The organism is Caenimonas soli (assembly GCF_013155545.1).
In the GTDB taxonomy this organism is placed as follows: domain Bacteria; phylum Pseudomonadota; class Gammaproteobacteria; order Burkholderiales; family Burkholderiaceae_C; genus Ramlibacter; species Ramlibacter soli.
In genome coordinates this window covers 197,881-221,997 of sequence record NZ_JABJVV010000007.1, presented here as the reverse complement: position 1 = coordinate 221,997, position 24,117 = coordinate 197,881, and the positions used below count along the sequence as shown (strand labels likewise).

General features: G+C 64.2%; 23 protein-coding genes and 1 tRNA gene. 15 read left to right on the top strand and 9 right to left on the bottom strand.

What is annotated here, in order from left to right:
• Position 1: 1 nt before the first annotated feature.
• The 4 genes from HNE04_RS13005 to HNE04_RS12990 all read right to left on the bottom strand — a co-directional run bounded on the left by HNE04_RS13005 (position 2) and on the right by HNE04_RS12990 (position 4,099).
• Positions 2-1,189 (bottom strand): dihydrodipicolinate synthase family protein, encoded by a 1,188-nt coding sequence (locus tag HNE04_RS13005; RefSeq protein WP_172219524.1) that lies wholly within the window; start codon positions 1,187-1,189, stop codon positions 2-4.
• 8 nt (positions 1,190-1,197) lie between these two features.
• The gene (locus HNE04_RS13000) at positions 1,198-2,361 is read right to left on the bottom strand and encodes a Gfo/Idh/MocA family protein (protein ID WP_172219522.1); all 1,164 of its coding nucleotides are present in this window, start codon (positions 2,359-2,361) and stop codon (positions 1,198-1,200) included.
• 9 nt (positions 2,362-2,370) lie between these two features.
• A complete protein-coding gene (locus HNE04_RS12995) occupies positions 2,371-3,354 on the bottom strand; it encodes a tripartite tricarboxylate transporter substrate binding protein (RefSeq protein WP_172219520.1) in 984 nt (327 codons plus the stop codon).
• A gap of 94 nt (positions 3,355-3,448) precedes the next feature.
• Positions 3,449-4,099 carry a TetR/AcrR family transcriptional regulator gene (locus tag HNE04_RS12990; RefSeq protein WP_172219518.1) on the bottom strand — a complete coding sequence of 217 codons (651 nt, stop codon included), beginning with the start codon at positions 4,097-4,099 and terminating at the stop codon, positions 3,449-3,451.
• Positions 4,100-4,139: 40 nt separating this feature from the next.
• On the opposite strand from HNE04_RS12990, the gene HNE04_RS12985 reads away from it, so the two are divergent.
• Positions 4,140-5,840: a thiamine pyrophosphate-binding protein gene (locus HNE04_RS12985; protein ID WP_172219516.1), complete on the top strand. Its 1,701-nt coding sequence runs from the start codon at positions 4,140-4,142 to the stop codon at positions 5,838-5,840.
• 631 nt (positions 5,841-6,471) lie between these two features.
• On the opposite strand, the gene HNE04_RS12980 is transcribed toward HNE04_RS12985, so the two are convergent.
• Together HNE04_RS12980 and yedA are read right to left on the bottom strand one after the other, a co-directional pair.
• On the bottom strand, positions 6,472-6,915 hold the full coding sequence (locus HNE04_RS12980; RefSeq protein WP_172219514.1) for an SWIB/MDM2 domain-containing protein: 444 nt from the start codon (positions 6,913-6,915) through the stop codon (positions 6,472-6,474).
• Positions 6,916-7,048: 133 nt separating this feature from the next.
• Positions 7,049-7,975 carry a drug/metabolite exporter YedA gene (gene yedA, locus HNE04_RS12975; RefSeq protein WP_172219512.1) on the bottom strand — a complete coding sequence of 309 codons (927 nt, stop codon included), beginning with the start codon at positions 7,973-7,975 and terminating at the stop codon, positions 7,049-7,051.
• 89 nt (positions 7,976-8,064) lie between these two features.
• On the opposite strand from yedA, the gene HNE04_RS12970 reads away from it, so the two are divergent.
• A complete protein-coding gene (locus HNE04_RS12970) occupies positions 8,065-8,559 on the top strand; it encodes an Lrp/AsnC family transcriptional regulator (protein WP_172219510.1) in 495 nt (164 codons plus the stop codon).
• Here the strand turns inward: HNE04_RS12970 and HNE04_RS12965 are convergent, their stop codons facing one another.
• Positions 8,560-9,471 (bottom strand): DMT family transporter, encoded by a 912-nt coding sequence (locus HNE04_RS12965; RefSeq protein WP_172219509.1) that lies wholly within the window; start codon positions 9,469-9,471, stop codon positions 8,560-8,562.
• Between the two features lie 316 nt (positions 9,472-9,787).
• Here HNE04_RS12965 and aceA point away from each other — a divergent pair, with 316 nt between their 5' ends.
• From aceA to HNE04_RS12900, 13 genes are all read left to right on the top strand, one after another.
• Positions 9,788-11,095 carry an isocitrate lyase gene (gene aceA / locus HNE04_RS12960; RefSeq protein WP_172219709.1) on the top strand — a complete coding sequence of 436 codons (1,308 nt, stop codon included), beginning with the start codon at positions 9,788-9,790 and terminating at the stop codon, positions 11,093-11,095.
• 106 nt (positions 11,096-11,201) lie between these two features.
• Complete coding sequence (locus HNE04_RS12955; protein ID WP_172219508.1) at positions 11,202-11,396, top strand: hypothetical protein; 195 nt, start codon at positions 11,202-11,204, stop codon at positions 11,394-11,396.
• A gap of 175 nt (positions 11,397-11,571) precedes the next feature.
• Positions 11,572-13,479, top strand: coding sequence for a threonine--tRNA ligase (gene thrS / locus HNE04_RS12950; RefSeq protein ID WP_172219507.1), 1,908 nt, complete (start codon positions 11,572-11,574; stop codon positions 13,477-13,479).
• A gap of 78 nt (positions 13,480-13,557) precedes the next feature.
• Entirely contained in the window at positions 13,558-14,160 is a 603-nt protein-coding gene (infC, locus tag HNE04_RS12945; RefSeq protein ID WP_172219707.1) for a translation initiation factor IF-3, read from the top strand.
• A 154-nt stretch (positions 14,161-14,314) separates the two neighbouring features.
• A complete protein-coding gene (rpmI, locus tag HNE04_RS12940) occupies positions 14,315-14,518 on the top strand; it encodes a 50S ribosomal protein L35 (protein ID WP_172219506.1) in 204 nt (67 codons plus the stop codon).
• 24 nt (positions 14,519-14,542) lie between these two features.
• Positions 14,543-14,902, top strand: coding sequence for a 50S ribosomal protein L20 (gene rplT, locus HNE04_RS12935; RefSeq protein ID WP_172219505.1), 360 nt, complete (start codon positions 14,543-14,545; stop codon positions 14,900-14,902).
• Positions 14,903-14,994: 92 nt separating this feature from the next.
• Positions 14,995-16,038 (top strand): phenylalanine--tRNA ligase subunit alpha, encoded by a 1,044-nt coding sequence (gene pheS / locus HNE04_RS12930; RefSeq protein WP_172219504.1) that lies wholly within the window; start codon positions 14,995-14,997, stop codon positions 16,036-16,038.
• 22 nt (positions 16,039-16,060) lie between these two features.
• The gene (gene pheT, locus HNE04_RS12925) at positions 16,061-18,478 is read left to right on the top strand and encodes a phenylalanine--tRNA ligase subunit beta (RefSeq protein ID WP_172219503.1); all 2,418 of its coding nucleotides are present in this window, start codon (positions 16,061-16,063) and stop codon (positions 18,476-18,478) included.
• A gap of 43 nt (positions 18,479-18,521) precedes the next feature.
• Positions 18,522-18,851, top strand: a complete 330-nt coding sequence (locus HNE04_RS12920) for an integration host factor subunit alpha (RefSeq protein WP_172219502.1) — start codon at positions 18,522-18,524, stop codon at positions 18,849-18,851.
• 97 nt (positions 18,852-18,948) lie between these two features.
• On the top strand, positions 18,949-19,398 hold the full coding sequence (locus tag HNE04_RS12915) for a MerR family transcriptional regulator (RefSeq protein WP_172219501.1): 450 nt from the start codon (positions 18,949-18,951) through the stop codon (positions 19,396-19,398).
• Between the two features lie 50 nt (positions 19,399-19,448).
• Positions 19,449-19,525 (top strand) — tRNA-Pro (locus HNE04_RS12910).
• Positions 19,526-19,672: 147 nt separating this feature from the next.
• The gene (locus HNE04_RS28400; RefSeq protein ID WP_172219500.1) at positions 19,673-20,563 is read left to right on the top strand and encodes an adenylate/guanylate cyclase domain-containing protein; all 891 of its coding nucleotides are present in this window, start codon (positions 19,673-19,675) and stop codon (positions 20,561-20,563) included.
• A gap of 59 nt (positions 20,564-20,622) precedes the next feature.
• Positions 20,623-22,476, top strand: a complete 1,854-nt coding sequence (locus tag HNE04_RS12900) for a serine/threonine-protein kinase (protein ID WP_172219498.1) — start codon at positions 20,623-20,625, stop codon at positions 22,474-22,476.
• Here the strand turns inward: HNE04_RS12900 and HNE04_RS12895 are convergent.
• Together HNE04_RS12895 and HNE04_RS12890 are read right to left on the bottom strand one after the other, a co-directional pair.
• Positions 22,473-23,018: an NUDIX hydrolase gene (locus HNE04_RS12895; RefSeq protein ID WP_172219496.1), complete on the bottom strand. Its 546-nt coding sequence runs from the start codon at positions 23,016-23,018 to the stop codon at positions 22,473-22,475. The two genes, HNE04_RS12900 and HNE04_RS12895, sit on opposite strands and share 4 nt — an antisense overlap.
• Before the next feature lie 24 nt (positions 23,019-23,042).
• Positions 23,043-24,107, bottom strand: coding sequence for a TRAP transporter substrate-binding protein (locus tag HNE04_RS12890; protein ID WP_172219494.1), 1,065 nt, complete (start codon positions 24,105-24,107; stop codon positions 23,043-23,045).
• Positions 24,108-24,117: the final 10 nt, after the last annotated feature.

Sequence of the window (24,117 nt, the reverse complement as noted above, 5' to 3'; positions counted from 1 at the left end):
TTCAGTTCTCGACGCCGTACATCGCCAGCAGGCTCTTCATGCGGCGCACCGCCAGGTCGGGCTCCTCCAGCAGGTTGGCCGCGTCGGCCAGGCGGAAGAGTTCTGACAGGTGCGGCAGCGAGCGCGTGCTCTGCTGGCCGCCCACCATGGTGAAGTGGCTCTGGTGGCCGTTGAGCCAGGCCATGAACACGACCCCGGTCTTGTAGAAACGGGTGGGCGCGGCAAAGATATGGCGCGACAGCGGCACCGTGGGGCCCAGGATCGCGTGGAACCGCTCCGGGTTGCCCTGCGCCAGCTCGCCCAGGGCCGCGCTGGCGGCGGGCGCGATCGCGTCGAAGATGCCCAGCAGCGCATCGCTCTTGCCGTGTGTCGGCTCGCTACCGTAGCCGTCGCCGGCGATCAGCTCCGCATAGTTGAAATCATCGCCCGTGTACATGCGCACGCCCGGCGGCAGGCGGCGGCGCATGGCGATCTCCTTGTCCTTGTCCAGCAACGAGATCTTGATGCCGTCCACCTTGCTTGCGTGGGCGGCGATGATGCCCAGCGCCGTGTCCATCGCGGCGTCCACGTCCTGGCTTCCCCAATAGCCTGCCAGCGCCGGATCGAACATCTCGCCGAGCCAGTGAAGAACGACCGGCTGCTTCGCCTGGCGCAGGATGCGGTCGTAGACACGTTCATAGTCGGCCGGGCTCGTCGCCACGCGGGCGAGGGCCCGGCTGGCCATGACGATCAGCTTGCCCCCCAGCTTCTCGATGGCGGCCATCTGCTCTTCGTAGCCGGCGATGACCTGGTCGACCGTCTTGACGCTCTCGAGCACCAGATGGTCGGTGCCGCAGCCGGAGGCCACCAGCGCACCCGGCGCGTCCTTGGCCGCGTCCAGCGAGCGCCTTATCAGCTCCAGCGAGGTCGGCCAGTCCAGTCCCATGCCGCGTTGCGCCGTGTCCATGGCCTCGGCCACGCCCAGGCCGAGCGACCAGAGGTGGCGGCGGTAAGCGATAGTTGCGTCCCAGTCGACCGCGCACTGCAGCCAGGGATCGATGGCCGCAAGCGGATCCGCCACCACGTGTGCGGCGGAATAGGCGATGCGGTTGAACCTGACGCCCTTGGCCGGCTTCACCGGCATCGTGCCGCGCAATTTGTAAGTACTGAGCTTGCCGTCCATCGACGGCAGTTGCAATGACAGGGCCATGGTCCGCCTCAGATTTGCAGTGCCGGCACGTCGATCCAGCGCCGCTCTTTCCAGCTTTGCAGCGCGGCTTCGACGAGCTGCACGCCCTTGGCGCCCTCGGGCAGCGTCCAGCGATAGGGCTCGTTCTCCACCACGTGGCGAATGAAATGCTCCCACTGGATCTTGAAGCCGTTGTCGTACACCTGCGTGTCCGGCACTTCCTGCCACTGGTCGAAGAAATTCATCATCTGCTTCTCGTCCGGGTTCCACACCGGGCGCGGCGTGGTGACGCGGCTCTGTGCCCGGCACGAGGAGAGCCCCGCCACGGCGGAGCCATGGGTGCCGTCGACGTGGAAGGTGACCAGGTCGTCGCGCCGCACCCGGGTAGCCCACGACATGTTCATCTGAGCGACCACCGGCTCGCCGTTGTGGCCGACCAGTTCGGCCGTTGCGTAGGCCGCGTCGTCCGCCGTCGCGGTGTAGGGCTTGCCGGCTTCGTCCCAGCGCTGGGGGATGTGGGTGGCGCCTATGCAGGACACGGATTTGACTTCGCCGAACAGGTTGTCCAGCACATAGCGCCAGTGGCACATCATGTCCAGGATCATTCCGCCGCCGTCTTCCTTGCGGTAGTTCCAGCTGGGACGCTGGATCGGCTGCAGGTCGCCTTCGAACACCCAGTAGCCGAACTCCAGCCGCACGGACAGCATGCGCCCGAAGAAGTCGGCGCGCCGCAGCATGTCGAGCTTGCGCAGGCCGGGCAGGAACAGCTTGTCCTGCACGGCGCCGTGCTTCAGGCCCGATTTCTCCGCCAGGCGGGCAATCTCCACTGCCTCGTTGAGGTTGGTGGCGATCGGCTTTTCGCAATACACATGCTTGCCGGCGCGAATCGCCTTGGCCAGCAGGGTGGGGCGCATCTGCGTGGTGCCCGCATCGAAGAAGATCGTGTCGTCCTTGTTGGCCAGTGCCTTGTCCAGGTCGGTGCCCCAGCGCTCGATCTTCCAGGTCTTGGCCAGCGCTTCCATCTTCTCGGCGTTGCGGCCGATGAGGATGGGGTCGGGCATGACCTTGTCGCCATTGCTGAGGGTGACGCCGCCCTGGTTGCGGATCGCAACGATGGAGCGGATCAGGTGCTGGTTCATGCCCATGCGTCCGGTGACGCCGTGCATGATGATTCCGAGTCTTTGGGTTGGCATGGCCTGGCCTTACTGCTTTTGAACTTCGAGGCCGGCGGCTTTCACCAGCACGGCGTTGGATTTGATTTCGTCCTTGATGTAGGCGTCGAACTGATCGGGCGGGAGCGTCCATGCGTCGGCCCCCAGCGCGGCGAAACGTTCCTTCACCTCGGGCGTGTTGAGCGCCTTCACAACTTCATCGTGCAGGCGATTGACGATCTCGCGCGGTGTCTTGGCCGGCACCATCATGCCGATCCAGAAGTTGAATTCCGAACCCGGCACGCCGGCTTCCGCCGTGGTGGGCACCTGCGGCAAGGCGCTGGCCCGCTTGGGGGACCCGACGGCAAGCGGCACGAGCTGGCCATTCTTGATCTGCCCGATCACGGGAGCGATGGGCGAGAAGTAATAGTCGACACGGCCGGCCATCACTTCGGTCACTGCTTCGGCCGAGCCCTTGAACGGGATGTTGGTGGCTTCTATCTTCGCGGCGAGCTTGAATTTCTCGGCGTTGAGGTGGGTGGCGCTGCCCTGGCCCGCGGACGCGAAGTTCATGCTGCCGGGTTTGGCGCGCGCCGATGCCAGCAACTCCTGCAAGGTCTTGATGTTCTTGGCCGGCGAGATCACCAGCACATTGGGCGTGCTCGAGATCGGCGTCACGCCCGCGAAATCAGCGACGGTGTCGAAGGGCAGCTTGGCGAAAGTCGAAGGGCTGACCGTGTGGGACGACGAGTGGATCATGATCGTGTAGCCATCCGGCGCGGACTGCGCCACGGCCGCCTGGCCGATGGTGCCGCTGGCGCCGCCGCGGTTGTCGATCACCAGCTGCTGGCCCATGCTTTGGCTCATCTTGTCGGCGATGGCGCGGGCAATGATGTCCGTCGTGCTTCCGGCGGCGAAGGGCACGATCACCCGGATCGGCTTGTTCGGATAGCCAGCCTGGGCGAGGCTGGGCAAGGGGGAAAGGAAGGCAAGGCTGGCAATCGAGGCGGCAAGGACGCGGCGGTTGAGTTTCATGTTGTCTCCAGAAAAATCCGACGATTTAATTAACTAAACGGTGAATTATAGAAAAGAGCTGGGGAAGTGCAAGCCCCGGAGGCGGAAAGGGATTTCAGTTCCTCAGCACATAGCCGAGGATCACGTCGCACATGTGGGTCAGGCGCTCGTTCTTGGCCTTGGCGGACAGCAGGTCGCGGCCAAAGATCGCCGAAAGCGTGTGGCTGTTGGACAGGTAGAAGTACGACAGGCCGGCAATGGACACATACAGCTGCAGCGGATCCACGCCACCCCGGAAGCTGCCGTCCTTGCGGCCGCGCTCCAGAATCTCGGCAAGCATCTCGATGAGCGGCGAATTCATTTCGCGCGCCCGCTTCGACTCCTGCAGATGGCGGGCCCGGTGCAGATTGGCGCTGTTGAGCAGGGTGAGGAACTCGGGGTGGGCGAGGTAGTAGTTCCAGGTGAATTCGACCAATCGCCGCAGGGCGTCGGCGGGCTTGAGATCCAGCAGGCGCAGCTTGTGTTCCTCTTCGCGGATGTCCCGGTAGGCTTGCTCCAGGACGGCCTGGAACAGCTTCTCCTTGTCCTCGAAGTAGTAGTAGATCAGCCGCTTGTTCAGGCCGGCCCGCTCGGCGATGCGGTCCATGCGCGCGCCGCCCAGGCCATGCTCGGCAAATTCGTCGCGTGCCGCCGCTAAGATGGTGCCTTGGGAGCGGTCAGCGTCCCGCTGGCGCTCTTCCGTGGCAGGGGCCGTGTCTCTTGTCATGCCGCAATAATTCACCGATTGGTTAATAAAGTCAAGCCCTATGCCGAATGCCAACTCCCAGATCGCGGGTCACCTGCTGGTCGAATGCCTGCTCGCCCAGGGCGTCACCCACGCCTTCGGGGTGCCGGGCGAAAGCTACTTGGCCGTGCTCGACGGGTTTCATGCCCATGAAGGCAAGATCCGTTTCATCATCAACCGGCAGGAGGGCGGGGCGGCCTACATGGCTGAGGCGCATGGAAAGCTCACGGGGCGGCCCGGCGTGTGCTTCGTCACTCGCGGACCGGGAGCCACCAATGCCTCCATTGGAGTGCACACGGCGTTCCAGGATTCCGCGCCTATGGTGCTCTTCGTCGGCGACGTGGCCAGCGACCAGCGCGACCGCGAAGCCTTCCAGGAAGTCGAGTACACCAGCTTCTTCGGCCCCAGCACCAAGGGCATGGCCAAGCGTGTCGAGCGTATCGACGAGCCCGACCGCATCCCCGAATACGTGGCGCGTGCCTTTGCTACCGCGATGAACGGCCGGCCCGGGCCGGTCGTGCTGGTCTTGCCGGAGGACATGCTGACGCGCTTGACCGGCGCCCGGCCCTTGCCGCGGGTGGAACCGGTGCAGGCCTGGAGCGACCCCGGGTCGCTGCGTGAGCTGCGCGAACTGCTGCTGCAATCGAAAAAGCCTTTCGTCATCGCCGGCGGCGGCGGCTGGACGCAGCAAGCGGCGCAGGCGCTGCAGCGCTTTGCCGAGAACTGGAAGCTGCCGGTGGGCAACGCCTTCCGCTTCCAGGACACTTTCGACAACCACCATCCGCTCTATGCGGGCGACGTGGGCATTGGCCTGAACCCCAAGCTGGCCGCGCGCATCAAGGACAGCGACCTGATCATCGCCATCGGCCCGCGTCTGGGCGAGATGACCACCGGGGGTTACACCTTGCTGCAGGCGCCCAAGCCCAAGCAGAAGCTGGTGCATATCCATTCGAGCGCCGAAGAGCTGAACCGGGTTTACCAGGCCGACCTGGCGATCAACGCGACGATGAACGCGGCCGCCCGTTCGCTGGAAGTGCTCACCGCGCCGCCCGAGGTGCCGTGGAGCGAGTGGACGGAAGCGGCCCACGCGGACTACGAGGCGAACCTGGTGCCGCAAGCCTTGCCCGGAGACATCGACATGCCGGCCATCGTCGGCCTGCTGAAGAAGCACCTGCCCGACGACGCCGTGCTCACCAACGGCGCCGGCAACTTCGCGAGCTGGGTGCATCGCTTCTTCAAGCACCATGGCCTCGTGAAGGGCCACAAGACGCAGCTGGCGCCCACGGTGGGCTCCATGGGCTACGGGGTGCCCGCCGGCATCGCGGCCAACATCGTGACCGGCCGGACGGTGCTGACGATGGCGGGCGACGGCGACTTTCTGATGAACGGCCAGGAGCTGGCGACGGCTGCGCAATACGGCGCCAAGACCATCATCGTGCTGCTGAACAACGGCATGTTCGGAACCATCCGCATGCACCAGGAGCGCGACTATCCGCGGCACGTGAGCGGCACGCAACTGGTCAACCCGGATTTCGTGGCACTCGCGAAGGCTTACGGCTATGCGGGGGCGCGCATCACACGCACGTCTGAGTTCGAGCCGGAGTTGCTGGCTGCGCTGGAGCGCAAGCAGGGCACCCTCATCGAAGTCATGCTCGACCCTGAGGTGATCACCACCCGCGGCACGCTCAGCGCGATCACCGAGAGCGCACTGAAGAAGAAGTGACTGTCATCCCGGACTCGATCCGGGATCCATGACTGCCGGGCTCCTGGATGCGACCCGCAATCCACCTGTTGCGCGCCAACACCTCGCGGCAAGGCTGTGCGCCGGTCGGCTGCGGCGCGCGGACCAGCCGTTCGGCGCTGGGAGCGTCGAAACGATGCGGAGGTCGAGTTTGCGGCCTTCGGACTAATCGTGGTCTGTCCCCGCGCTCCGGAGACGTCCTGCGCACAGCCTTGCACAAGCGTGGTTGGAGTGCGGAAGCCCTCGGCGCGCCAACCAAGTCCGAGCGAGGCCGTGTGTGGGCGGGCTGGGGCGCGCAGTCAGGGCTGCCCGAGGCGTCGGGGAATGGACTTGCGGGCGTTGCTCGCGATCAGCGCGCGGGCCTCTCCGGGGTGCGAGGACAGTCCACGATGAGTCCGAAGCCCGCAAGTCCGTTCCCCGGCGCCGCTTGCGCGCCTTGAAAAGGCGCGGAACGGGCTGACCGCGCGTCACAGCCCGCCCGCACGCGGCTTCGCCGCCCACACCCAGGCCTGCAACAACAGCGAACGGCTCGCGACCATGGATCATGCCCGCAATGACGGGCCCAATAAGAAAGGGCCGCACGAGGCGGCCCTTGCAGATCAGGCGAAGCCGATTACTTGACGTGCTTGCCGATCAGGCCGGCCATCTCGAACATGGAGACCTGGGCCTTGCCGAAGATGTCCTTCAGCTTGGCATCGGCGTTGACCATGCGCTTGTTGACGGCGTCTTGCAGCTTGTTCTTCTTGATGTAAGCCCACAGCTTGCTGACCACCTCGGTGCGGGGCAGCGGAGCCGAACCGACCACGGCCGCGAGTTGCGGGCTGGGGGTCAGGGCCTTCATGAACGCGGCGTTGGGCGTGCGCTTCTTGGCCGGAGCCTTTTTCGCAGCTGCCTTCTTCGCCGGTGCTGCCTTCTTCGCAGCAACAGCCTTCTTGGCCGGAGCGGCCTTCTTCGCGGGGGCCTTCTTTGCTACGGCCTTCTTCGCGGGTGCTGCCTTCTTTGCAGCAGCTTTCTTTGCGGGTGCTTTTTTCGCCGCAGCTTTTTTCGCAGTTGCCATGATTATTTCCTTCTAGAAGTTGATTAATCACCACTGGGAAATCTGCATTCCCCTCTGGCACTGCGGATGCTACTGGAGAAAAAACGCGTTTCCAAGCGAAAAATGGGATTTTTCACTCTGGCGTGTCATTTTTTCACTCGTGTTTTGGCTGTGTTTTCCCTCTGAAGATCAGAAAAACGCCCGCAAGGACGACGCCGCAGGCGATCCATTCGCCGCTGGTGACCGCCTCTCCGGCGAACGCAACGCCCAAAAACAGCGCGATCAAGGGGTTCACGAAGGCGTAGCTGGTGGCCGTTGCGGGGGACGCATTGGCCAGCAGATAGAGGTAGGCGCTGAAGGCGATCAGCGAGCCGAACACCACCAGGTAGAGCCAGGCGGCGAGGGCCAGCGGCTGCGCCGGCCAGGCGGGCTGCTCACCCAGTGCAAGAGAAACCAGCATCAACACCGCGCCGCCACACAACATTTCACTGGCGAATCCCATCGGTCCCTGGGCCAGCGGCAGCCTGGTGGTGGAGAGGACGGAGCCGAGCGACCAGGCCAGCGTCGCAGCGGCGATGCAGGCTATGCCCACGGGCGAGGCCGAGAAACTGGCGCCGCGCACCAGCAGGAACACGCCCGCGACGCCGACGGCCATCCCCACGAACTCGAGCCGGCTGGGACGCTGGCCGAACAGGAAACCCCAACCGCAGACCAGCATCGGCACCACCGCGATGAAGGCGGCGATCAGCCCCGAGCCGATGTGTTGCTCGGCGCTGGCGGTCAGGCCCATGCCGCCGCCCAGCATCAGGGTGCCGACGACGAGGGCGTTGCGCCACTGCTCCCGATTGGGCACCGGCCAGCGTCCCGGAGCGTTCGCGCCGCGCCACAGCAGCCAGCCCATGAGCAGCACGCCCGCCGCCAGAAATCGGGTTCCCATCTGGAAGAACGGAGGAAAGCTGACCAATGCGAAGCGGATCGCCAGGTAGGTCGAGCCCCAGATCAGGTAGCAGGCCAGCAGGGCGGGAATGAGGAGCGCGGCCTTCCTCGCGAGGCCTTTTGAAGAGAGTACGGCGGTGTTCATTGGCTGATCGTAGATTGGCGCGGACGTGTTTTCCATGGATGATTAACGGTCTTCAGCGTGCTGCACCTTGATTTTGAAAGTGAAAAGCGATGGCCACCGAAGTTTCCGATCTCGATGTCTACGACGGCCGAATCCTGGCCGAACTGCAGCGCGACGCGCGCATCACCATGGCCGAACTCGGCCGCCGCGTGCACCTGAGCCAGCCGGCCGTGACGGAGCGGGTGCGCAAGCTGGAACTCAATGGGGTGATCAAGGGCTACCGCGCCGTGGTGGACTACCAGCGCCTGGGTTACGGCATCCGCGCCGTCGTCCGCGTCGGCCGGGCGGAATACGCGCGTGTGGTCAAGCTGATCGAGCAGACCCCCGAGGTGGTCAATGCCTGGAACGTCACCGGCGAGGACAGCTGGATCCTGGAGATCGCGGTGATCGACGTGGAACACCTGGACGCCGTGGTCACCAAGTTTTGTATCCTTACCGAAACGTCCACCTCGATCGTGCTCAACGTCGCGCGCGAACATGCAGAGGTGCTGCCCGCGCGGCGGGAGAACATCAAGCCCGCCATCAAGAAAGTCACCGGAAGATGATCAGCGCAATGCCCTGGTCTTGACGGGAAGGGTGGCCAGCACCACGCCGGCCAGGGCCAGCACGAAGGCCAGCAGCTGCACCGTAGCTAGATGCTCGCCCAGTGCAAACACGCCGACAAGGGCGGCGGAGACGGGAAGCATGACCGTGAAGACACCGCCTTGCGCCGCCGGAACTCCCTTCAGGCCCGTCATCCAGAGCCACACGGTCCAGACGCTGGCGGCGAGCGAGTAGAAAACCAGCAGCACCCAGATGCCTGGCTGCACGCTGCCGAAGTCGAAATCCCGGGCCATGTAGAGGCCGAAAGGGGAGACCAGGGCAAAGCCCCAGAGGTTGATCAGCGACGTGATGCGCTTGGGGCCGAGGGCCCCCGTGAGCTTCTTGCCGATCACCGCATAAGAAGCTTCGCACAGCACGGCGCCGAACACCAGCAGGTTGCCCAGCCAGCTGGAGGCGGCGTTGGAGGCTTCGCCTTCGGGCTTGGCCAGGCCCAAGAGCGCGATACCCAATGCGGCGCAGGCGACGGCGCCCCAGATGCGCAAACCGATGCGCTCACGCAGGAAGGCCCAGCTCATGAGGGCCACCACGGCCGGGATCGAGGCCATGATCACCCCCGCGGACACCGCGCTGGTCATGCTCACGCCGAACAGCATGCAAACCGAGAACAGGAAGTTGCCAAGGAAGGACTCGAGGAACAGCAGCTTCTTGGTCTGCGGCGTCATGGGGAGCTCGCCGTGGGGCTTGCGCAGCCAATGCACCATGGCCAGCCCGCCGATGCCAAAGCGCAACCAGGCAAGCAGAAATACGGGAATGGCGGCAGCCAGCGGTTTGGACAGCGCGACGTAGCTGCCGACGAGCGACATGCTCAAGGCCAGGCAGGCATAGGCGAACAGGCGATGCGTGCCCGGGCTCATTCGTTATGGATTTTTTTCAAACGGGGGATCATGCATCAACCCGGCTGCGGCCTGGCAACCGAGCTCGTTTCATCCAACGTGGGTCTGTTACCGCATTGTGAAATGACGTCATGTTGCGGCGCGCAAAAATTTCTCAATACAAGAAATTATTTTCCACATTGAGAAATTTAAATGGCAAGTCGTTGATTTTGAACGATATAAAAATATGTCTTGTATAAGACATAAGAGCTTCACAAAGTCTTCTACAAGACTTAAAGTTCAGCCATCGACCTTTCTCTTTTCAACTCGGAGCGACGACATGACATCCTGGACCCACCTGACCCGCGAGCAGCAGATTGCACAACTCGAAAAAGACTGGGCTGAAAATCCCCGCTGGAAGGGTATCAAGCGCGGCTACAGCGCCGCCGACGTGGTCAAGCTGCGCGGTTCGCTCCAGGTCGAGCACACGCTGGCCAAGCGCGGCGCCGAAAAGCTTTGGAACCTGATCAACACCGAGCCCTTCGTCAACTCGCTGGGCGCGCTGACGGGCAACCAGGCCATGCAGCAGGTCAAGGCCGGCCTCAAGGCCATCTACCTGTCCGGCTGGCAAGTAGCCGGCGACGCCAACAGCAACGGCGAGATGTACCCCGACCAGTCGTTGTACTCGGTGGACTCGGTGCCGAAGGTCGTCAAGCGGATCAACGCCACCTTCACCCGCGCCGACCAGATCCAGTGGAGCGAAGGCAAGGGCCCCGGCGACGCCGGCTATGTCGACTACTTCGCTCCCATCGTTGCCGATGCGGAAGCCGGCTTCGGCGGCGTGCTGAACGCGTTCGAACTGATGAAGTCCATGATCGAAGCGGGCGCCGCCGGCGTGCACTTCGAAGACCAGCTGGCCGCCGCCAAGAAGTGCGGCCACATGGGCGGCAAGGTCCTGGTGCCTACCCGTGAAGCCGTTTCCAAGCTCATCGCCGCCCGCCTGGCTGCCGACGTGATGGGCACGCCCACCATCCTCCTGGCTCGCACCGACGCCGAGGCCGCCGATCTGGTGACCACTGACGTGGACGAGAACGACAAGCCGTTCTTCACGGGCGAGCGCACCGTGGAAGGCTTCTACCGCAGCAAGAACGGCGTCGAGCAAGCCATCAGCCGCGGCCTGGCCTATGCCGAATACGCCGACCTGATCTGGTGCGAAACCGGCACGCCCGACCTGGCCTTCGCCAAGCAATTCGCCGACGCGATCCATGCCAAGTTCCCGGGCAAGCTGCTGGCCTACAACTGCTCGCCGTCCTTCAACTGGAAGAAGAACCTGGACGATGCCACCATCGCCAAGTTCCAGAAGGAACTGGGCGCGATGGGCTACAAGTTCCAGTTCATCACGCTGGCCGGCTTCCACAGCCTGAACTACTCCATGTTCGAGCTCGCCTACGGCTACGCCCGCAGCAACATGAGCGCGTTCGTCGAACTGCAGCAGAAGGAGTTCGCCGCCGCCGACCGTGGCTTCACGGCTGTCAAGCACCAGCGCGAAGTGGGCACGGGTTACTTCGACTCCGTCACCACGACGATCGAAGCCAATGCCTCCACGGCCGCGCTCAAGGGCTCGACCGAAGACGAACAGTTCTTCGACGAGAAGAAAGCCGCCTGACGGGCTGGTCCCTGGACCCCGTTCCGGTTTCTATCGGGGCGGGGTTTGTCGTTTCAGCCTTTCGTCGTAGAGTACGGGCCTGTAACGACAAGACAGGACGGGGGCCATGGGTACATCCGAAGAAAAGACCGGCGTCTTCGACGCCAGCCAGCTCAACCAGGCCAAGTGCCCGGACTGCAGCGGCACCGGTGAGCTACGTATCGACAGCGAAAACATCAACGAGCACTTCGAGGTCGAGAAGCAGACCGTCATCACGCCTTGCCCGCGCTGCAGCGGAGCGGGGTTTGTTCCCGCCGGTTAGAATCGAGGCTACATTGGCAAAAAAGAGCGAGAAAGGCACCCTGGTTATGACACCGCGAACTACACCGGAAGGGTTTACGGCCTCCTGAGGCCGAGTAGTCGCGTGCGTTGAGTCCTTTCAGCATCCACAAAAGCGCGGCTACCGGTCGCGCTTTTTTGTTTTTCAGACGCTCCAAATGATCCAGATCACGCTTCCCGACGGTTCCAAACGCGAATATCCCGGCCCGGTGACGGTGGCCGACGTGGCCGCTTCGATCGGCCCCGGCCTGGCCAAGGCGGCGCTCGCCGGCAAGGTGGACGGCAAGGTCGTCGACACCAGCTACACGATCGACAAGGACAGCCCGCTTTCCATCATCACCGCCAAGGACCCGGACGGCCTGGAGGTCATCCGCCATTCGACGGCGCATTTGCTGGCGTACGCGGTCAAAGAGCTGTTCCCCGAGGCACAGGTAACGATCGGCCCGGTGATCGAGAACGGCTTTTATTACGACTTCGCCTACAAGCGCCCGTTCACGCCAGAGGATCTGGTGGCCATCGAAAAGCGCATGTCGGAGCTGGCGGCCAAGGACGAGCCGGTGACCCGACGGGTGCTCCCCCGCGACGAGGCCGTCGCGCATTTCAACGGCATCGGCGAGCATTACAAGGCGGAGATCATCGCCAGCATCCCCGCCAACGAGGACGTGTCGCTCTATCGCGAAGGCAAGTTCGAGGACCTGTGCCGCGGCCCGCACGTGCCGAGCACCGGCAAGCTGAAGTTCTTCAAGCTCATGAAGGTGGCAGGCGCCTACTGGCGCGGCGACCACCGCAACGAGATGCTGCAACGCATCTACGGCACGGCTTGGGCGACCAAGGACGAACTGCAGCAGTACCTGACGATGCTCGAGGAGGCCGAAAAGCGCGATCACCGCAAGCTGGGCCGCGAACTCGACCTGTTCCACATCGACGAGCACGCGCCCGGCGTCGTGTTCTGGCATCCCAAGGGCTGGACGATCTGGCAGGGCGTGGAGCAGTACATGCGGCAGGTCTACCGCGACAACGGCTACCTGGAGGTCAAGGGGCCGCAGCTGCTGGACAAGACGCTCTGGGAGAAGACCGGCCACTGGGACAAGTACCGCGAAAACATGTTCACGACGGAATCGGAGAAGCGCGACTACGCGCTCAAGCCGATGAACTGCCCCGGCCACATCCTGATCTACAAGCAGGGCGTGAAAAGTTATCGCGACCTGCCGCTGCGTTACGGCGAGTTCGGCCAGTGCCACCGCAACGAGCCCACGGGTGGCCTGCACGGCATCATGCGGGTGCGCGGCTTCACCCAGGACGACGGACATATCTTCTGCACCGAGGACCATATCCTGGGCGAATGCACGGCCTATACGACGCTGCTGCAGAAGGTCTACAAGGATTTCGGCTTCGACCACATCATCTACAAGATCGCGACGCGGCCTGACAAGCGCATCGGCTCCGAGGAAAGCTGGGACAAGGCCGAGCATGCGCTGATGGCAAGCCTGCGTGCATCGGGCTGCGAGTTCGAGGTCGCCCCCGGCGAGGGCGCCTTCTACGGCCCCAAGATCGAGTACACGCTGAAGGATGCGATCGGCCGCCAGTGGCAGTGCGGCACCATGCAGGTCGATTTTTCGATGCCCGAGCGGCTGGACGCCGAGTACGTCGGCGAGGATGGGGCGCGCCACCGCCCGGTGATGCTGCACCGGGCGATCGTCGGCAGCCTGGAGCGTTTCATCGGAATCCTGATCGAACAGCACGCCGGAGCCCTGCCGGCCTGGCTGGCTCCGGTGCAAGCGGTTGTGCTCAATATCACGGATTCGCAGGGTGATTACGCTCGTCGAGTAGCCAAAACGCTGCAAAATCAAGGGCTTAGGGTAGAGCTCGATCTGCGCAACGAGAAAATAACGTATAAAATACGCGAGCATTCGATGCAGAAGCTGCCGTACATCCTTGTCGTGGGCGACAAGGAGATGGCTGCTGGTGCTGCCTCCGTGCGCGCCCGGGGCAACCAGGACCTCGGCGCGATGACCCTCGAAGCGTTCTCTCAAAGGATCGCCCAGGACATCGCCAACAAGCTCTGATCCTCAAAGGAAAACAGTCGCTTGACCGCGCGGATGGAGGCAGTTTCGCTATCATATTGGTAGCAACGTTTTAGAAGGATTTGGACCATCGCTACTGAATTTCGCGACCGCCGCCAACGCGAGGAACGCAAGCACCGCCTGAACCGGGAAATCATGGCCCCGGAAGTACGCCTCTCGGGGCCCGAAAACGAGCCGTTGGGGATTGTCAGTCTCAGCGAAGCACTGCGGATGGCGGGCGAGCTGGATGTCGATCTGGTCGAAATCGCCGCCACGGCGAACCCGCCGGTGTGCCGCTTGATGGACTACGGCAAATTCAAGTACCAGGAACAGAAGAAGGCGGCGGAAGCGAAAGCCAAGCAGACGGTCATCGAGATCAAGGAAGTCAAATTCCGGCCGGGCACCGACGACGGTGACTACAACATCAAGATGCGCAATATCAGGCGCTTCCTGGCTGAAGGCGACAAGTGCAAGATCACGCTGCGCTTCAGGGGCCGCGAGATCACGCACCAGGAAATTGGCATGGCGCTGTTGAACCGGATTCGCGACGAGCTGGCGGACATCATCATCGTCGAGCAGTTTCCCAAGCTGGAAGGCCGCCAGATGATCATGATGATCGCGCCCGGCAAGAAGAAAGTGGCTGTAAAGCCCGCAGCTGAAGCCCCGCAAGCGGCTTCGGCGTAAAGATCAGAGCCTCCTTGGAGGCGATGACCGGCGAGTTCTTTTGAAACTCGCCAACAAGTGGTGAGTTCGAAACTCGCCAACAAGTGGCTCGGGGCCTACAAGACGCGGAAAGTTTCCGCGGCGCCTCACGAGCACAAGTAATAGGAGCATTCACATGCCCAAGATGAAGACCAAGAGCGGCGCGAAAAAGCGTTTCCGCGTTCGTCCCGGTGGTACCGTCAAGCGCGGCCAAGCCTTCAAGCGTCACATCCTGACCAAGAAGACCACCAAGAACAAGCGCCACCTTCGCGGTGCGGTGACGGTTCACGAAACCAACATGGTTTCGATGGCCGCCATGCTGCCCGGCCGTGGCATCTAACACCGACGAACAAGGAGTAATCACATGCCTCGCGTCAAACGTGGTGTAACGGCTCGCGCCCGCCACAAGAAAGTTCTCGCCCTCGCCAAGGGTTTCCGCGGCCGCCGCGGCAATGTATTCCGCGTCGCCAAAGAAGCGGTGATGAAGGCGGGGCAATACGCCTACCGCGATCGCCGTGCCAAGAAGCGCGTGTTCCGCCAACTCTGGATTGCCCGTATCAACGCGGCCGCCCGTGAACTGGGCATGACCTACAGCCAGTTCGCCAACGGCATCCGCAAGGCCGGCATCGAGATCGACCGCAAGGTCCTGGCGGACATCGCCGTGCACGACAAGGCCGCTTTTGCAGGTATCGTGGAGCAAGTCAAGGCCAAGCTGGCTGCTTGAGTTCACGGTTGGCACCGCGTGAGCGGTGCCTGGTGCAACCTACAAGGACAGGGCTAGGGCCGAAGGCTCTAGCCCTGTTTTCATCTGTGACTATGACGATTGAACTTGAATCCATTGTCGACTCGGCGCGCACCGCTTTCGCGGACGCGGCAACGCCCGCCGACCTGGAAAATGCCAAGGCGCAATTCATCGGCAAGGCCGGCCGCATCACCGAGCTGATGAAGGGCATGGCCGCGCTGAGCGTCGAAGAGAAGAAGACCCGTGGCGCCGCGATCAACACGGCCAAGCAGGCCATCGAGGCTGCACTCAATGCCCGCCGGCAGGCGCTGGCGGACGCGGAACTCGATATCCAGCTCAAGGCCGAGGCGCTGGACGTTTCGCTGCCCGGACGCCTGCGCGAGCCTGGCAGCCTGCACCCGGTGAGCCTGACGATGGAGCGCATCGAGCAGATTTTCGCCAGCATGGGCTTCGACGTGGCCGACGGGCCCGAGATCGAGAGCGACTGGCACAGCTTCACCTCGCTGAACAATCCGCCCAACCACCCGGCGCGCTCGATGCAGGACACGTTCTACGTCGACATCAACGGCGACGATGGCATCCCCTACAACCTGCGTCCGCACACCAGCCCGATGCAGGTGCGCTATGCGCACGCCCACATCAAGAAGTACGCGGGCCGCGAGATGCCCGAGATCCGCGTCATCGCCCCCGGCCGCACCTACCGAGTGGACAGCGACGCCACCCATTCGCCGATGTTTCACCAGTGCGAAGGCTTGTGGCTGGGCGAGAACGTGAGCTTCAAGGACCTGAAGGTCGTGTTCACGGATTTCTGCCGCACCTTCTTCGAGAGCGAAGACCTGGCGCTGCGCTTTCGCCCCAGCTTCTTCCCGTTCACCGAGCCCAGCGCCGAGATCGACATCCAGTTCCAGAGCGGCCCGCTGGCCGGCCGCTGGCTCGAAGTCGCCGGGTCCGGCCAGGTGCACCCGGCCGTGGTCCGCAACATGGGCCTGGATCCCGAGAAGTACATCGGCTTCGCCTTCGGCATGGGGCCGGACCGCCTGACGATGCTGCGCTACGGCGTCAACGACCTGCGCCTGTTCTTCGACGGCGACATCAGGTTCCTCCGCCAATTCCGCTAACCGCCTTCGCGACTAGAACAACATGCAATTCCCCGAGTCCTGGCTGCGCGAATTCTGCAATCCGCCGTTGACCACCCAACAGGTCGCCGACACGCTCACCATGGGTGGGCTGGAGGTGGAAGAACTGCGCCCCGCCGCGCCGCCATTCACCAAGATCGTGGTTGGTGAAATCAAGGAAGCCGTCCAGCACCCCGACGCCGACCGCCTGCGCGTGTGCCAGGTCGACGTGGGGCAGGGCAGCCTGCTCAACATCGTTTGCGGCGCACCGAACGCACGCGTCGGCATCAAGGTGCCTTGCGCCCTGGTCGGCGCGGAGTTGCCTCCCGGCGAGGACGGCAAGCCGTTCCTGATCAAGCTGGGCAAGCTGCGCGGCGTCGAGAGCCAGGGCATGCTCTGCTCGGCGCGCGAGCTCAAGCTCAGCGAAGACCACGGCGGCCTGCTCGAACTGGCGGCCGACGCGCCGGTGGGCGCGGATGTGCGCGAAGTGCTGAAGCTGGACGACACGCTTTTCACGCTCAAGCTCACGCCCAATCTCGCCCACGCCTTGAGCGTCTTCGGCGTGGCGCGCGAGTTGTCGGCGCTCACCGGCGCTCCGCTCAAGCAGCCCGAATTTGCACCCGTGCAGCCGGCCCACGATGCCAGGCTGAAGGTCAAGGTTCTGGCGCCGGATCTGTGCGGGCGTTTCTCCGGGCGCATCGTGCGCAACGTCAATACCAAGGCCAAGACGCCGCAGTGGATGGTCGATCGCCTCGAGCGCTGCGGCCAGCGCAGCGTCACGGCGCTGGTCGATATCTCGAACTACGTGATGTTCGAGTTCGGCCGGCCTTCGCACATCTTCGACTACGACAAGATCCACGGTGCGCTCGAAGTTCGCTGGGGCAAGCCCGGCGAGCAGCTCAAGCTGCTGAACGGCAATACCGTGACTGTCGATGAGGCCGTGGGCGTCATCGCCGGCGACCGTGAGGTCGAGTCGCTGGCCGGCATCATGGGTGGCGACGCGACCGCGGTGTCCGACGACACCCGCAATGTGTACGTCGAGGCCGCTTTCTGGTGGCCGCTCGCCATCCAGGGGCGCTCGCGCCGATTCAACTTCTCGACCGATGCCGGCCACCGCTTCGAGCGCGGCGTGGACCCGAGCCAGACGGTTCAGCACATCGAGCACATCACTCGCCTGATCCAGGAGATCTGCGGCGGCGAAGCCGGTCCCATGGACGACCAGATCATCAAGCTGCCGGAGCAAAAGCCCGTCAGCCTGCGCGTGGCGCGCGCCGCCAAAGTCATCGGCATGCCGGTGACCGAGGAGCAGTGCACCAACGCCTTGTCGCGCCTGGGCCTGGTGGCGAGCGCAGCGAACGGCGTGCTGACCGTGAAGCCGCCCGCCTGGCGATTCGACCTCACGATCGAAGAGGACCTGATCGAGGAAGTCGTCCGCATCATTGGCTACAACCAGTTGCCGACCACGCCGCCGCTCGCGCCGATCATCGCCAAACTGCCGCCGGAGGCCAGGCGCAGCCGGTTCGCCATACGCAGGCTGCTCGCCGCCCTGGGCTACCAGGAAACCATCAACATGAGCTTCGTTGAGGAAAGCTGGGAGCGCGACCTGGCCGGCAATGCCGACCCGATCCGCCTGCTCAACCCGATCGCCAGCCAGATGAGTGTCATGCGCTCGTCGCTGCTGGGGTCCTTGCTGCACGCGCTCAAGTTCAATCTGGATCGCAAGGCGGAGCGGGTGCGGGTGTTCGAGCTGGGCCGCGTGTTCCTGCGCGATGCCGCTGTGACCACCACCGACACCACCGTGCGAGGCATCCACCAGCCTATGCGGGTGGCCGGCCTGGCCTACGGCGACGCCGATGGCCTGCAGTGGGCACGCAAGAGCACCGGCGCCGATTTCTATGACGTCAAAGGCGACGTCGAAGCCTTGCTGTCGCCGCTGAAGGCCCAGTTCAAGCCCGCCGATCATCCTGCGCTGCATCCTGGGCGCTGCGCCGGCATCTGGCTGGACGGCCGTCAGGTTGGCGTGGTCGGCGAACTGCACCCGCGTTGGCGCCAGGCCTGGGAACTGGCCCATGCGCCGCTGTTGTTCGAACTCGACCTGGACGCGGTCGTGAACCGCCAGGTCGCCGTCTTCGAGCCGGTGCCCAAGTTCCAGCCCGCCCAGCGCGACATCGCCGTGATCGTGGCCGATAACGTCACCCATGACGCAGTCCTTGCTGCGGTGCACGCGGCCGCCACGGGGGGCCTTCTGCGCGAGGCCTCGCTGTTCGATGTCTACAAGCCCAAGCAGTCCGTCCCCGGCCTGGCGGCCCACGAAAAAAGCCTGGCCGTGCGCTTGACGCTGGCCAGCGGCGAAGCCACACTGACCGACGAACAGATCGACGCGGCCGTGAGAGCCATCGTGGACAGCATTGCCGGCCAGCTCGGCGGGCGCCTGAGGGGATAGCCATTTGGACGCGCTCACAACAACAATGAAGCAAGAAGACATCATGGATTTCGCGGTTGAAAGCCTTGAAACGCCCGCACTGACCAAGGCCCAACTCGCAGAATTGCTGTTCGAGCAGATCGGCTTGAACAAGCGCGAGTCCAAGGACATGATCGACGCGTTCTTCGACCTGATCGCAGGCAGCCTGGTCGAAGGCAAGGACGTGAAGATCTCCGGCTTCGGCAATTTCCAGATCCGCACCAAGGCGCCCCGGCCCGGGCGCAATCCGCGCACCGGCGAGGCCATCCCGATCCAGGCGCGCCGGGTGGTGACGTTCCACGCCAGCCACAAGCTGAAAGAGCAGATTCAAGGCGAGGGCGCGCTGGAGGAGTGAGCCGAAACAACAATTCGCGGACCGCCCGCGAACGGGCTTTGCAAGCGCGCTGTCTTAGAGTAACCTAGCAGCTTTCTCGCGTACCACATTGATTTCAATGGAGAAAGCTCTCCCATCCATACCGGCCAAGCGCTACTTCACCATCGGTGAGGTCAGCGACCTATGCGGCGTCAAGCCTCACGTGCTACGGTATTGGGAGCAGGAATTCACGCAGCTGCGGCCCATGAAGCGGCGCGGCAACCGCCGCTACTACCAGCACCACGAGGTGCTCATGATCCGCCGCATCCGCGATCTGCTGTATGACCAGGGCTTCACGATCAGCGGTGCGCGCAACAAGCTGCAGGAACTGGTCCAGGTGGAGCGCGATAAGCGCCGGGCCGGCGAGGTCATGCTCGATGGGGTCGAGGTCATCGAAGTCGAGGATTCGACCTTCGCCGATTTCGAAGACAGCGCGCCGCCCGAGGAGCGCGATCTGTTCTCACAGAAGATGTCGCAGGTGCGCCGCGAACTGTTCGAGATCCGCGACCTGCTTTCATCCACACATTGATGTGCTCATGAGCCGAACCGGCGCGCGCGGCGGGTTATAATCCGTGGCTTCGGCGTGTAGCGCAGCCTGGTAGCGCACTTGCATGGGGTGCAAGGGGTCGCGAGTTCGAATCCCGCCACGCCGACCAATTGTCAAAATAAACGGGTTACTGCTCCAAGGCAGTAACCCGTTTTTCTTTCCGGGTCGCCCACCGTTGTGCTGGACACCCCGGCGCATAGAATCGCCGGGAATGGTCTTTATTCCCATAACAACCAACCCGGGACACTGACTCATCGTGGCTACAGTTGTCTTTGCGGATTTGGTCGGAAGCACCGGCATCTTCGAGCGACTGGGCGACGAGACCGCCGGCCGCTTCGTGACCCAACTCACGGCTGCGCTCAGCAAGACCTTCGAGGAACACAGCGGCCGGGTGGTCAAGCTGCTGGGTGACGGCCTCTTCGTGGTGTTTCCCCGCGAGAGCGAGGCCCTGGCCGCCTGCGTCGCGATCCAGAAGCGGTTGCAGGACAAGCCGGTGGTCGCGGGCGGAGTAGGCGCACCGATCCAGATGCAGATGGGCGTGGAGGCCGGCGAGGTGGTGGAGATCGACGGCGATTGCTACGGCGACGCGGTCAACAGCGCCGCCCGACTGGCCGACCTCGCGGGCGCCGAGCAGATCCTCACGACACAGCGGGTGCGCGATGCGCTCGGGCCGCTGCAGCAGGCGCAGCTGCGCAGCCTGGGCCCCATGTACTTGCGCGGCAAGTCCGAGGTGACAGAAATCTTCCGCGTCGACTGGCAGGTCGATCGCGACGCGGACGCCACCGTGATGGGCGTCTCCCTGTTCAGGGCGGCGAAGGATGGCCTGCTGGAAATCTCCGCCCTGGGCCGCACGCTGCGGCTGGGGCCCCGCGACGACAAGCTGACCCTGGGGCGCGCGACCACGGCGACGCTCTCCATCAACGACTCGCGGGTATCCCGGGTGCACGCCACCGTGGAGTGGCGTGGCGGCCACTTCATCCTGAGCGACGCGTCGAGCTTCGGCACCTGGGTCTACGTGGGCAACCAGAGTGAGCCCGTGGTGTTGCGACGCACCGAGTGCTACCTGGTGGGGCAGGGCGAGATCACCCTGGGTTGCGAGCGGGAGGCCGAAGGCGCCCCGGTGTTGCAGTTTTCGGTGACGGCCTGATTCGCCGCTATGGGGCGCAGGCTAGAATCGGCTCCTCCCCGCTACAAGACGCAGTTGTTGTGAGTCTAAAAAAGCTTGGCCGCTATGACCTGGTCCGCGTCCTCGGCAAGGGGGCGATGGGGATCGTGTATGAGGGCCGCGACCCCAACCTGGAGCGGCGGGTCGCGATCAAGACCGTCAAGGTGGAGAACCTCTCGGAAGAAGCCGCGGCCGAATACGAGTCTCGCTTCCGTACCGAGGCCAGGTCGGCGGCACGGCTGCAGCACCCCAACATCGTCAGCGTCTACGACTCCGACCGCGACGGCGACATGGCCTACCTGGTGATGGAGTACATCCAGGGCGACGACCTCAAGCACCATCTCGACAAAGGCCACCGCTACTCCCTCGAGCAGTCGCTCAAGATGATCCGCGACTTGCTGTCGGCCCTGGACTATGCGCACAAGCAGGGCGTTGTGCACCGCGACATCAAGCCCGCCAACCTGCTGATCGAGCCGGGTGGCCGCGTCAAGCTCACCGATTTCGGCGTGGCCCGCATGCAGGACTCCGGCGAGGCCACGCGCACGCAGGGCAGCATGGTCGGCACCCTCAAGTACATGTCGCCCGAGCAGGTGCAGGGCCAGAAGATCGACTCGCGGGCCGATCTCTTCTCCGTGGGCGTCGTGCTCTACCAGCTGCTCACGGACAAGCGGCCGTTCGACGGCGACAACGACTTTTCCATCATCCACCAGATCATCGGCCACACGCCGCCGCCGCCAAGCTCCTTCAATACGCGGCTGCCCTCGGCCATCGATGCAGTCGTGGCCCGCGCCCTGGCCAAGGACCGCGAGCAGCGGTTTGCGACGGCGCGCGATTTCGCTTCCGCCCTGCAATCGGCGATCCGGCGGGCGGAGGACGCCACCATTGTTCCGCCTGCCAATCCCTCCAGGAAGCCCGACTCGCCGGCCGCCGGAGAAAACTCCATGACGGGTGGCTCCACGGTGACACAGGAGCTGGAGCTGGTTTACTGGAAGGACATCAAGGATTCGACGGATCCCGAGGAACTGCTTGGCTTCCTGGACAAGTTTCCGGCGGGCATCTACGCCGACCTGGCTCGCCGGCGCATACGCAAGCTCGCCGGCGCCGGCAGCTCGCCGGACCAGACCGTCCTCAGCGGCCGCAGCATCCCCGCCGTTCCCGGCGGCCAGGACCTCGAGACCACCCGTGCCTACACCGCCACGACGCCGCTGGTGGCTGCGCAGCCGGCGCAGTCCGGCGAAGATTCGGCTCCCACGGTCACGGAGCCGACGGGGACGCCTACTCCGCCCGAGAATTCGGTGGCCTCAGCCGCGCCGACCGAGCCACCGCCATCGCCGCCCTCAGTGGAGCCAGCTGCGCCGACGCGCAGGAAGACGTCTCCCGCCGTGTTTGCGGCGCTGGGCGCGGTGGCGTTGGGCGGCATCGCGGCCCTGTTCCTGATGGGGAAACCCGGTCCTGGGCAAACCGCAGCCGGGCCCGCCAGTTCCGCTTCGTCCCCACGCAATGCAGCGGTGGTGGCGCCGGTCGTCGTGGCTGCGGCTCCTGGTGTTATGGACGCAGCCCAGACACCCACCGCCATTCCGGCGCCCGCCGGCGCCGCCCGCCGGCCGGCCAGCGCGGCCAAGGCCAAGGGAGTCGCGTCCGCGCCTGCGCCGGAAACCTCACGCCCCGTCGTCCTGTCAGAGCCTGCGCCCCAGCGGAACGAGCCGCGGCCTGTGTCCACACACCTCGCAGCCGCTGCGCACAGCGCAGTGGAGGCCTGCAAGGACAAGCTCTTCCTGTCCAAGGAATTCTGCCTGTCCGAGCAGTGCGAGAAAGCGGGCACGCGAAATCACCCGCTGTGCGCCAAGCGGCGCGAGGAAGCCAGGCTGCGCGAAGACAGCAGACTCCGTAACTAGGCGATGTCGATGTTGTGCACTTCGTACCGGCCGCGCCGCCGGTCCTCGAAGTAGCAAAGCAGCGTTTCCTTCACCGTCTTGAACGCGATCTCCTCCCAGGGGATTTCCTGCTCCGAGAACAGGCGCGCTTCGAGCGTTTCATGGCCCGGGTCGAAGCGATCGCTCAGCAGGCGGGCGCGGTAGAACATGTGGACCTGGTTGACGCGCGGCACGCTGAGCACGCTGAACAAGCCTTCCATCTCGATCTGCGCACCGGCCTCCTCGTCGGTCTCGCGCGCCGCGCCCTGCGCCGTGGTTTCTCCCAGCTCCATGAAGCCGGCAGGCAGGGTCCACTTGCCCCAGCGAGGCTCGATGTTGCGCTTGCATAAAAGCACCTGCTCGCCCCAGTAGGGCACGGTGCCGACCACGTTCAGGGGGTTCTCGTAGTGGATGGTGTCGCAGGAAGGGCAGACGGCGCGCTGGCGGGTGTCCCCGTCGTCGGGCACCCGGTACACCACTGCCGTGCCGCAGTTCCTGCAATGTTTGATGGGGGTGCGAAGCATCCCCCAAGTGTAGTGGTGGCGCGGTCAGGCCTTCTTGGCCGGCGCCGCACCCTTTCCGTGCTTGTCGATCAAGGCGCGGGCGGTTTCCAGCAGCTTCTTGCCGTCGAAGCCGCGCTTGTTCATGTCTTCCACCCATTCCACCTCGACCAGGCGCGCCTTGCGCTTGAATTCCTGCGCGTCGGCAGGGGTGATCCTGTAGATCGTGTTCTTGCGATCTTCGGCCGCCTTGCGCCCGATCGGGTCGTTGCCCTGTTGCACCTGGCCCAGCCAGCCGGAGGTGGCCATGCCCGAGTTGTTGTCGATGACCTTTTTCAGGTCGGGCGCGAGCGAGTTGTATTTGGCCTTGTTCATTCCCATCACGAAGGTGGTGGTGTAGAGCGCGCCGCCGGAGTTGTCGAACTCGCTGTGGAACTTGGTGAGCTCGTGGACCTTGACCGAGGGCACGACCTCCCAGGGGATCACGCAGCCGTCGATCGTGCCCTTCGACAGCGCATCCGGAATGGCCGGCAGCGGCATGCCTACGGGCGTGGCGCCGACAAAGCCCAGCATCTTGGTGATCTGGCGGGTGGGTCCGCGGACCTTCATGCCTTTCAGGTCGTCAACCGTCTTGATGAGTTTGTCCTTGGTGTGGAACATGCCCGGGCCGTGCACATGCAAGGCCAGCACCTGCACGTCCTTGAATTCGTCGGGTGCGACGGTCTGCACGTATTCCCAATAAGCCTTGGAGGTGGCCTCGGCGTTGTTCATCATGAACGGGAGCTCGAACACCTCGATGCGCGGGAAACGGCCCGCCGTGTTGCCGGGGAGGGTCCAGACGATGTCGACCACTCCGTCCTTGGCCTGGTCATAGAGCTGCACCGGCGTGCCGCCCAGCTGCATGGCGGGGTAGCCCTCGAACTTGATCCGGCCGCCCGACTCCTTCTCGACCTTTTCCATCCAGGGCTTGTGCATGGTCAGCCAGACGTTGGACTGCGGCGCCATGAAGGTATGGAACTTGAGGGTGACGGCTTGTTGCGCCAGCCCGCTCAGGCCCGGCGTCCCCAGCGCGACGGCGGCCGTGGACTTCAGCAGTGTGCGACGTTGGATCATGTAGTTCTCC

Excerpts from the sequence above, each read along its gene's own strand:
- HNE04_RS13005 (WP_172219524.1), bottom strand. The coding sequence starts at position 1,189 with ATGGCCCTGTCATTGCAACTGCCGTCGATGGACGGCAAGCTCAGTACT.
- yedA (WP_172219512.1), bottom strand. The coding sequence starts at position 7,975 with ATGAACACCGCCGTACTCTCTTCAAAAGGCCTCGCGAGGAAGGCCGCG.
- pheT (WP_172219503.1), top strand. The coding sequence starts at position 16,061 with ATGCAATTCCCCGAGTCCTGGCTGCGCGAATTCTGCAATCCGCCGTTG.
- HNE04_RS13000 (WP_172219522.1), bottom strand. The coding sequence starts at position 2,361 with ATGCCAACCCAAAGACTCGGAATCATCATGCACGGCGTCACCGGACGC.
- rplT (WP_172219505.1), top strand. The coding sequence starts at position 14,543 with ATGCCTCGCGTCAAACGTGGTGTAACGGCTCGCGCCCGCCACAAGAAA.
- HNE04_RS12955 (WP_172219508.1), top strand. The coding sequence starts at position 11,202 with ATGGGTACATCCGAAGAAAAGACCGGCGTCTTCGACGCCAGCCAGCTC.
- HNE04_RS12915 (WP_172219501.1), top strand. The coding sequence starts at position 18,949 with ATGGAGAAAGCTCTCCCATCCATACCGGCCAAGCGCTACTTCACCATC.
- HNE04_RS12990 (WP_172219518.1), bottom strand. The coding sequence starts at position 4,099 with ATGACAAGAGACACGGCCCCTGCCACGGAAGAGCGCCAGCGGGACGCT.
- pheS (WP_172219504.1), top strand. The coding sequence starts at position 14,995 with ATGACGATTGAACTTGAATCCATTGTCGACTCGGCGCGCACCGCTTTC.
- HNE04_RS12995 (WP_172219520.1), bottom strand. The coding sequence starts at position 3,354 with ATGAAACTCAACCGCCGCGTCCTTGCCGCCTCGATTGCCAGCCTTGCC.
- HNE04_RS12985 (WP_172219516.1), top strand. The coding sequence starts at position 4,140 with ATGCCGAATGCCAACTCCCAGATCGCGGGTCACCTGCTGGTCGAATGC.
- HNE04_RS12970 (WP_172219510.1), top strand. The coding sequence starts at position 8,065 with ATGGCCACCGAAGTTTCCGATCTCGATGTCTACGACGGCCGAATCCTG.
- thrS (WP_172219507.1), top strand. The coding sequence starts at position 11,572 with ATGATCCAGATCACGCTTCCCGACGGTTCCAAACGCGAATATCCCGGC.
- HNE04_RS12890 (WP_172219494.1), bottom strand. The coding sequence starts at position 24,107 with ATGATCCAACGTCGCACACTGCTGAAGTCCACGGCCGCCGTCGCGCTG.
- HNE04_RS12895 (WP_172219496.1), bottom strand. The coding sequence starts at position 23,018 with ATGCTTCGCACCCCCATCAAACATTGCAGGAACTGCGGCACGGCAGTG.
- HNE04_RS12980 (WP_172219514.1), bottom strand. The coding sequence starts at position 6,915 with ATGGCAACTGCGAAAAAAGCTGCGGCGAAAAAAGCACCCGCAAAGAAA.
- rpmI (WP_172219506.1), top strand. The coding sequence starts at position 14,315 with ATGCCCAAGATGAAGACCAAGAGCGGCGCGAAAAAGCGTTTCCGCGTT.
- HNE04_RS12965 (WP_172219509.1), bottom strand. The coding sequence starts at position 9,471 with ATGAGCCCGGGCACGCATCGCCTGTTCGCCTATGCCTGCCTGGCCTTG.
- HNE04_RS12920 (WP_172219502.1), top strand. The coding sequence starts at position 18,522 with ATGGATTTCGCGGTTGAAAGCCTTGAAACGCCCGCACTGACCAAGGCC.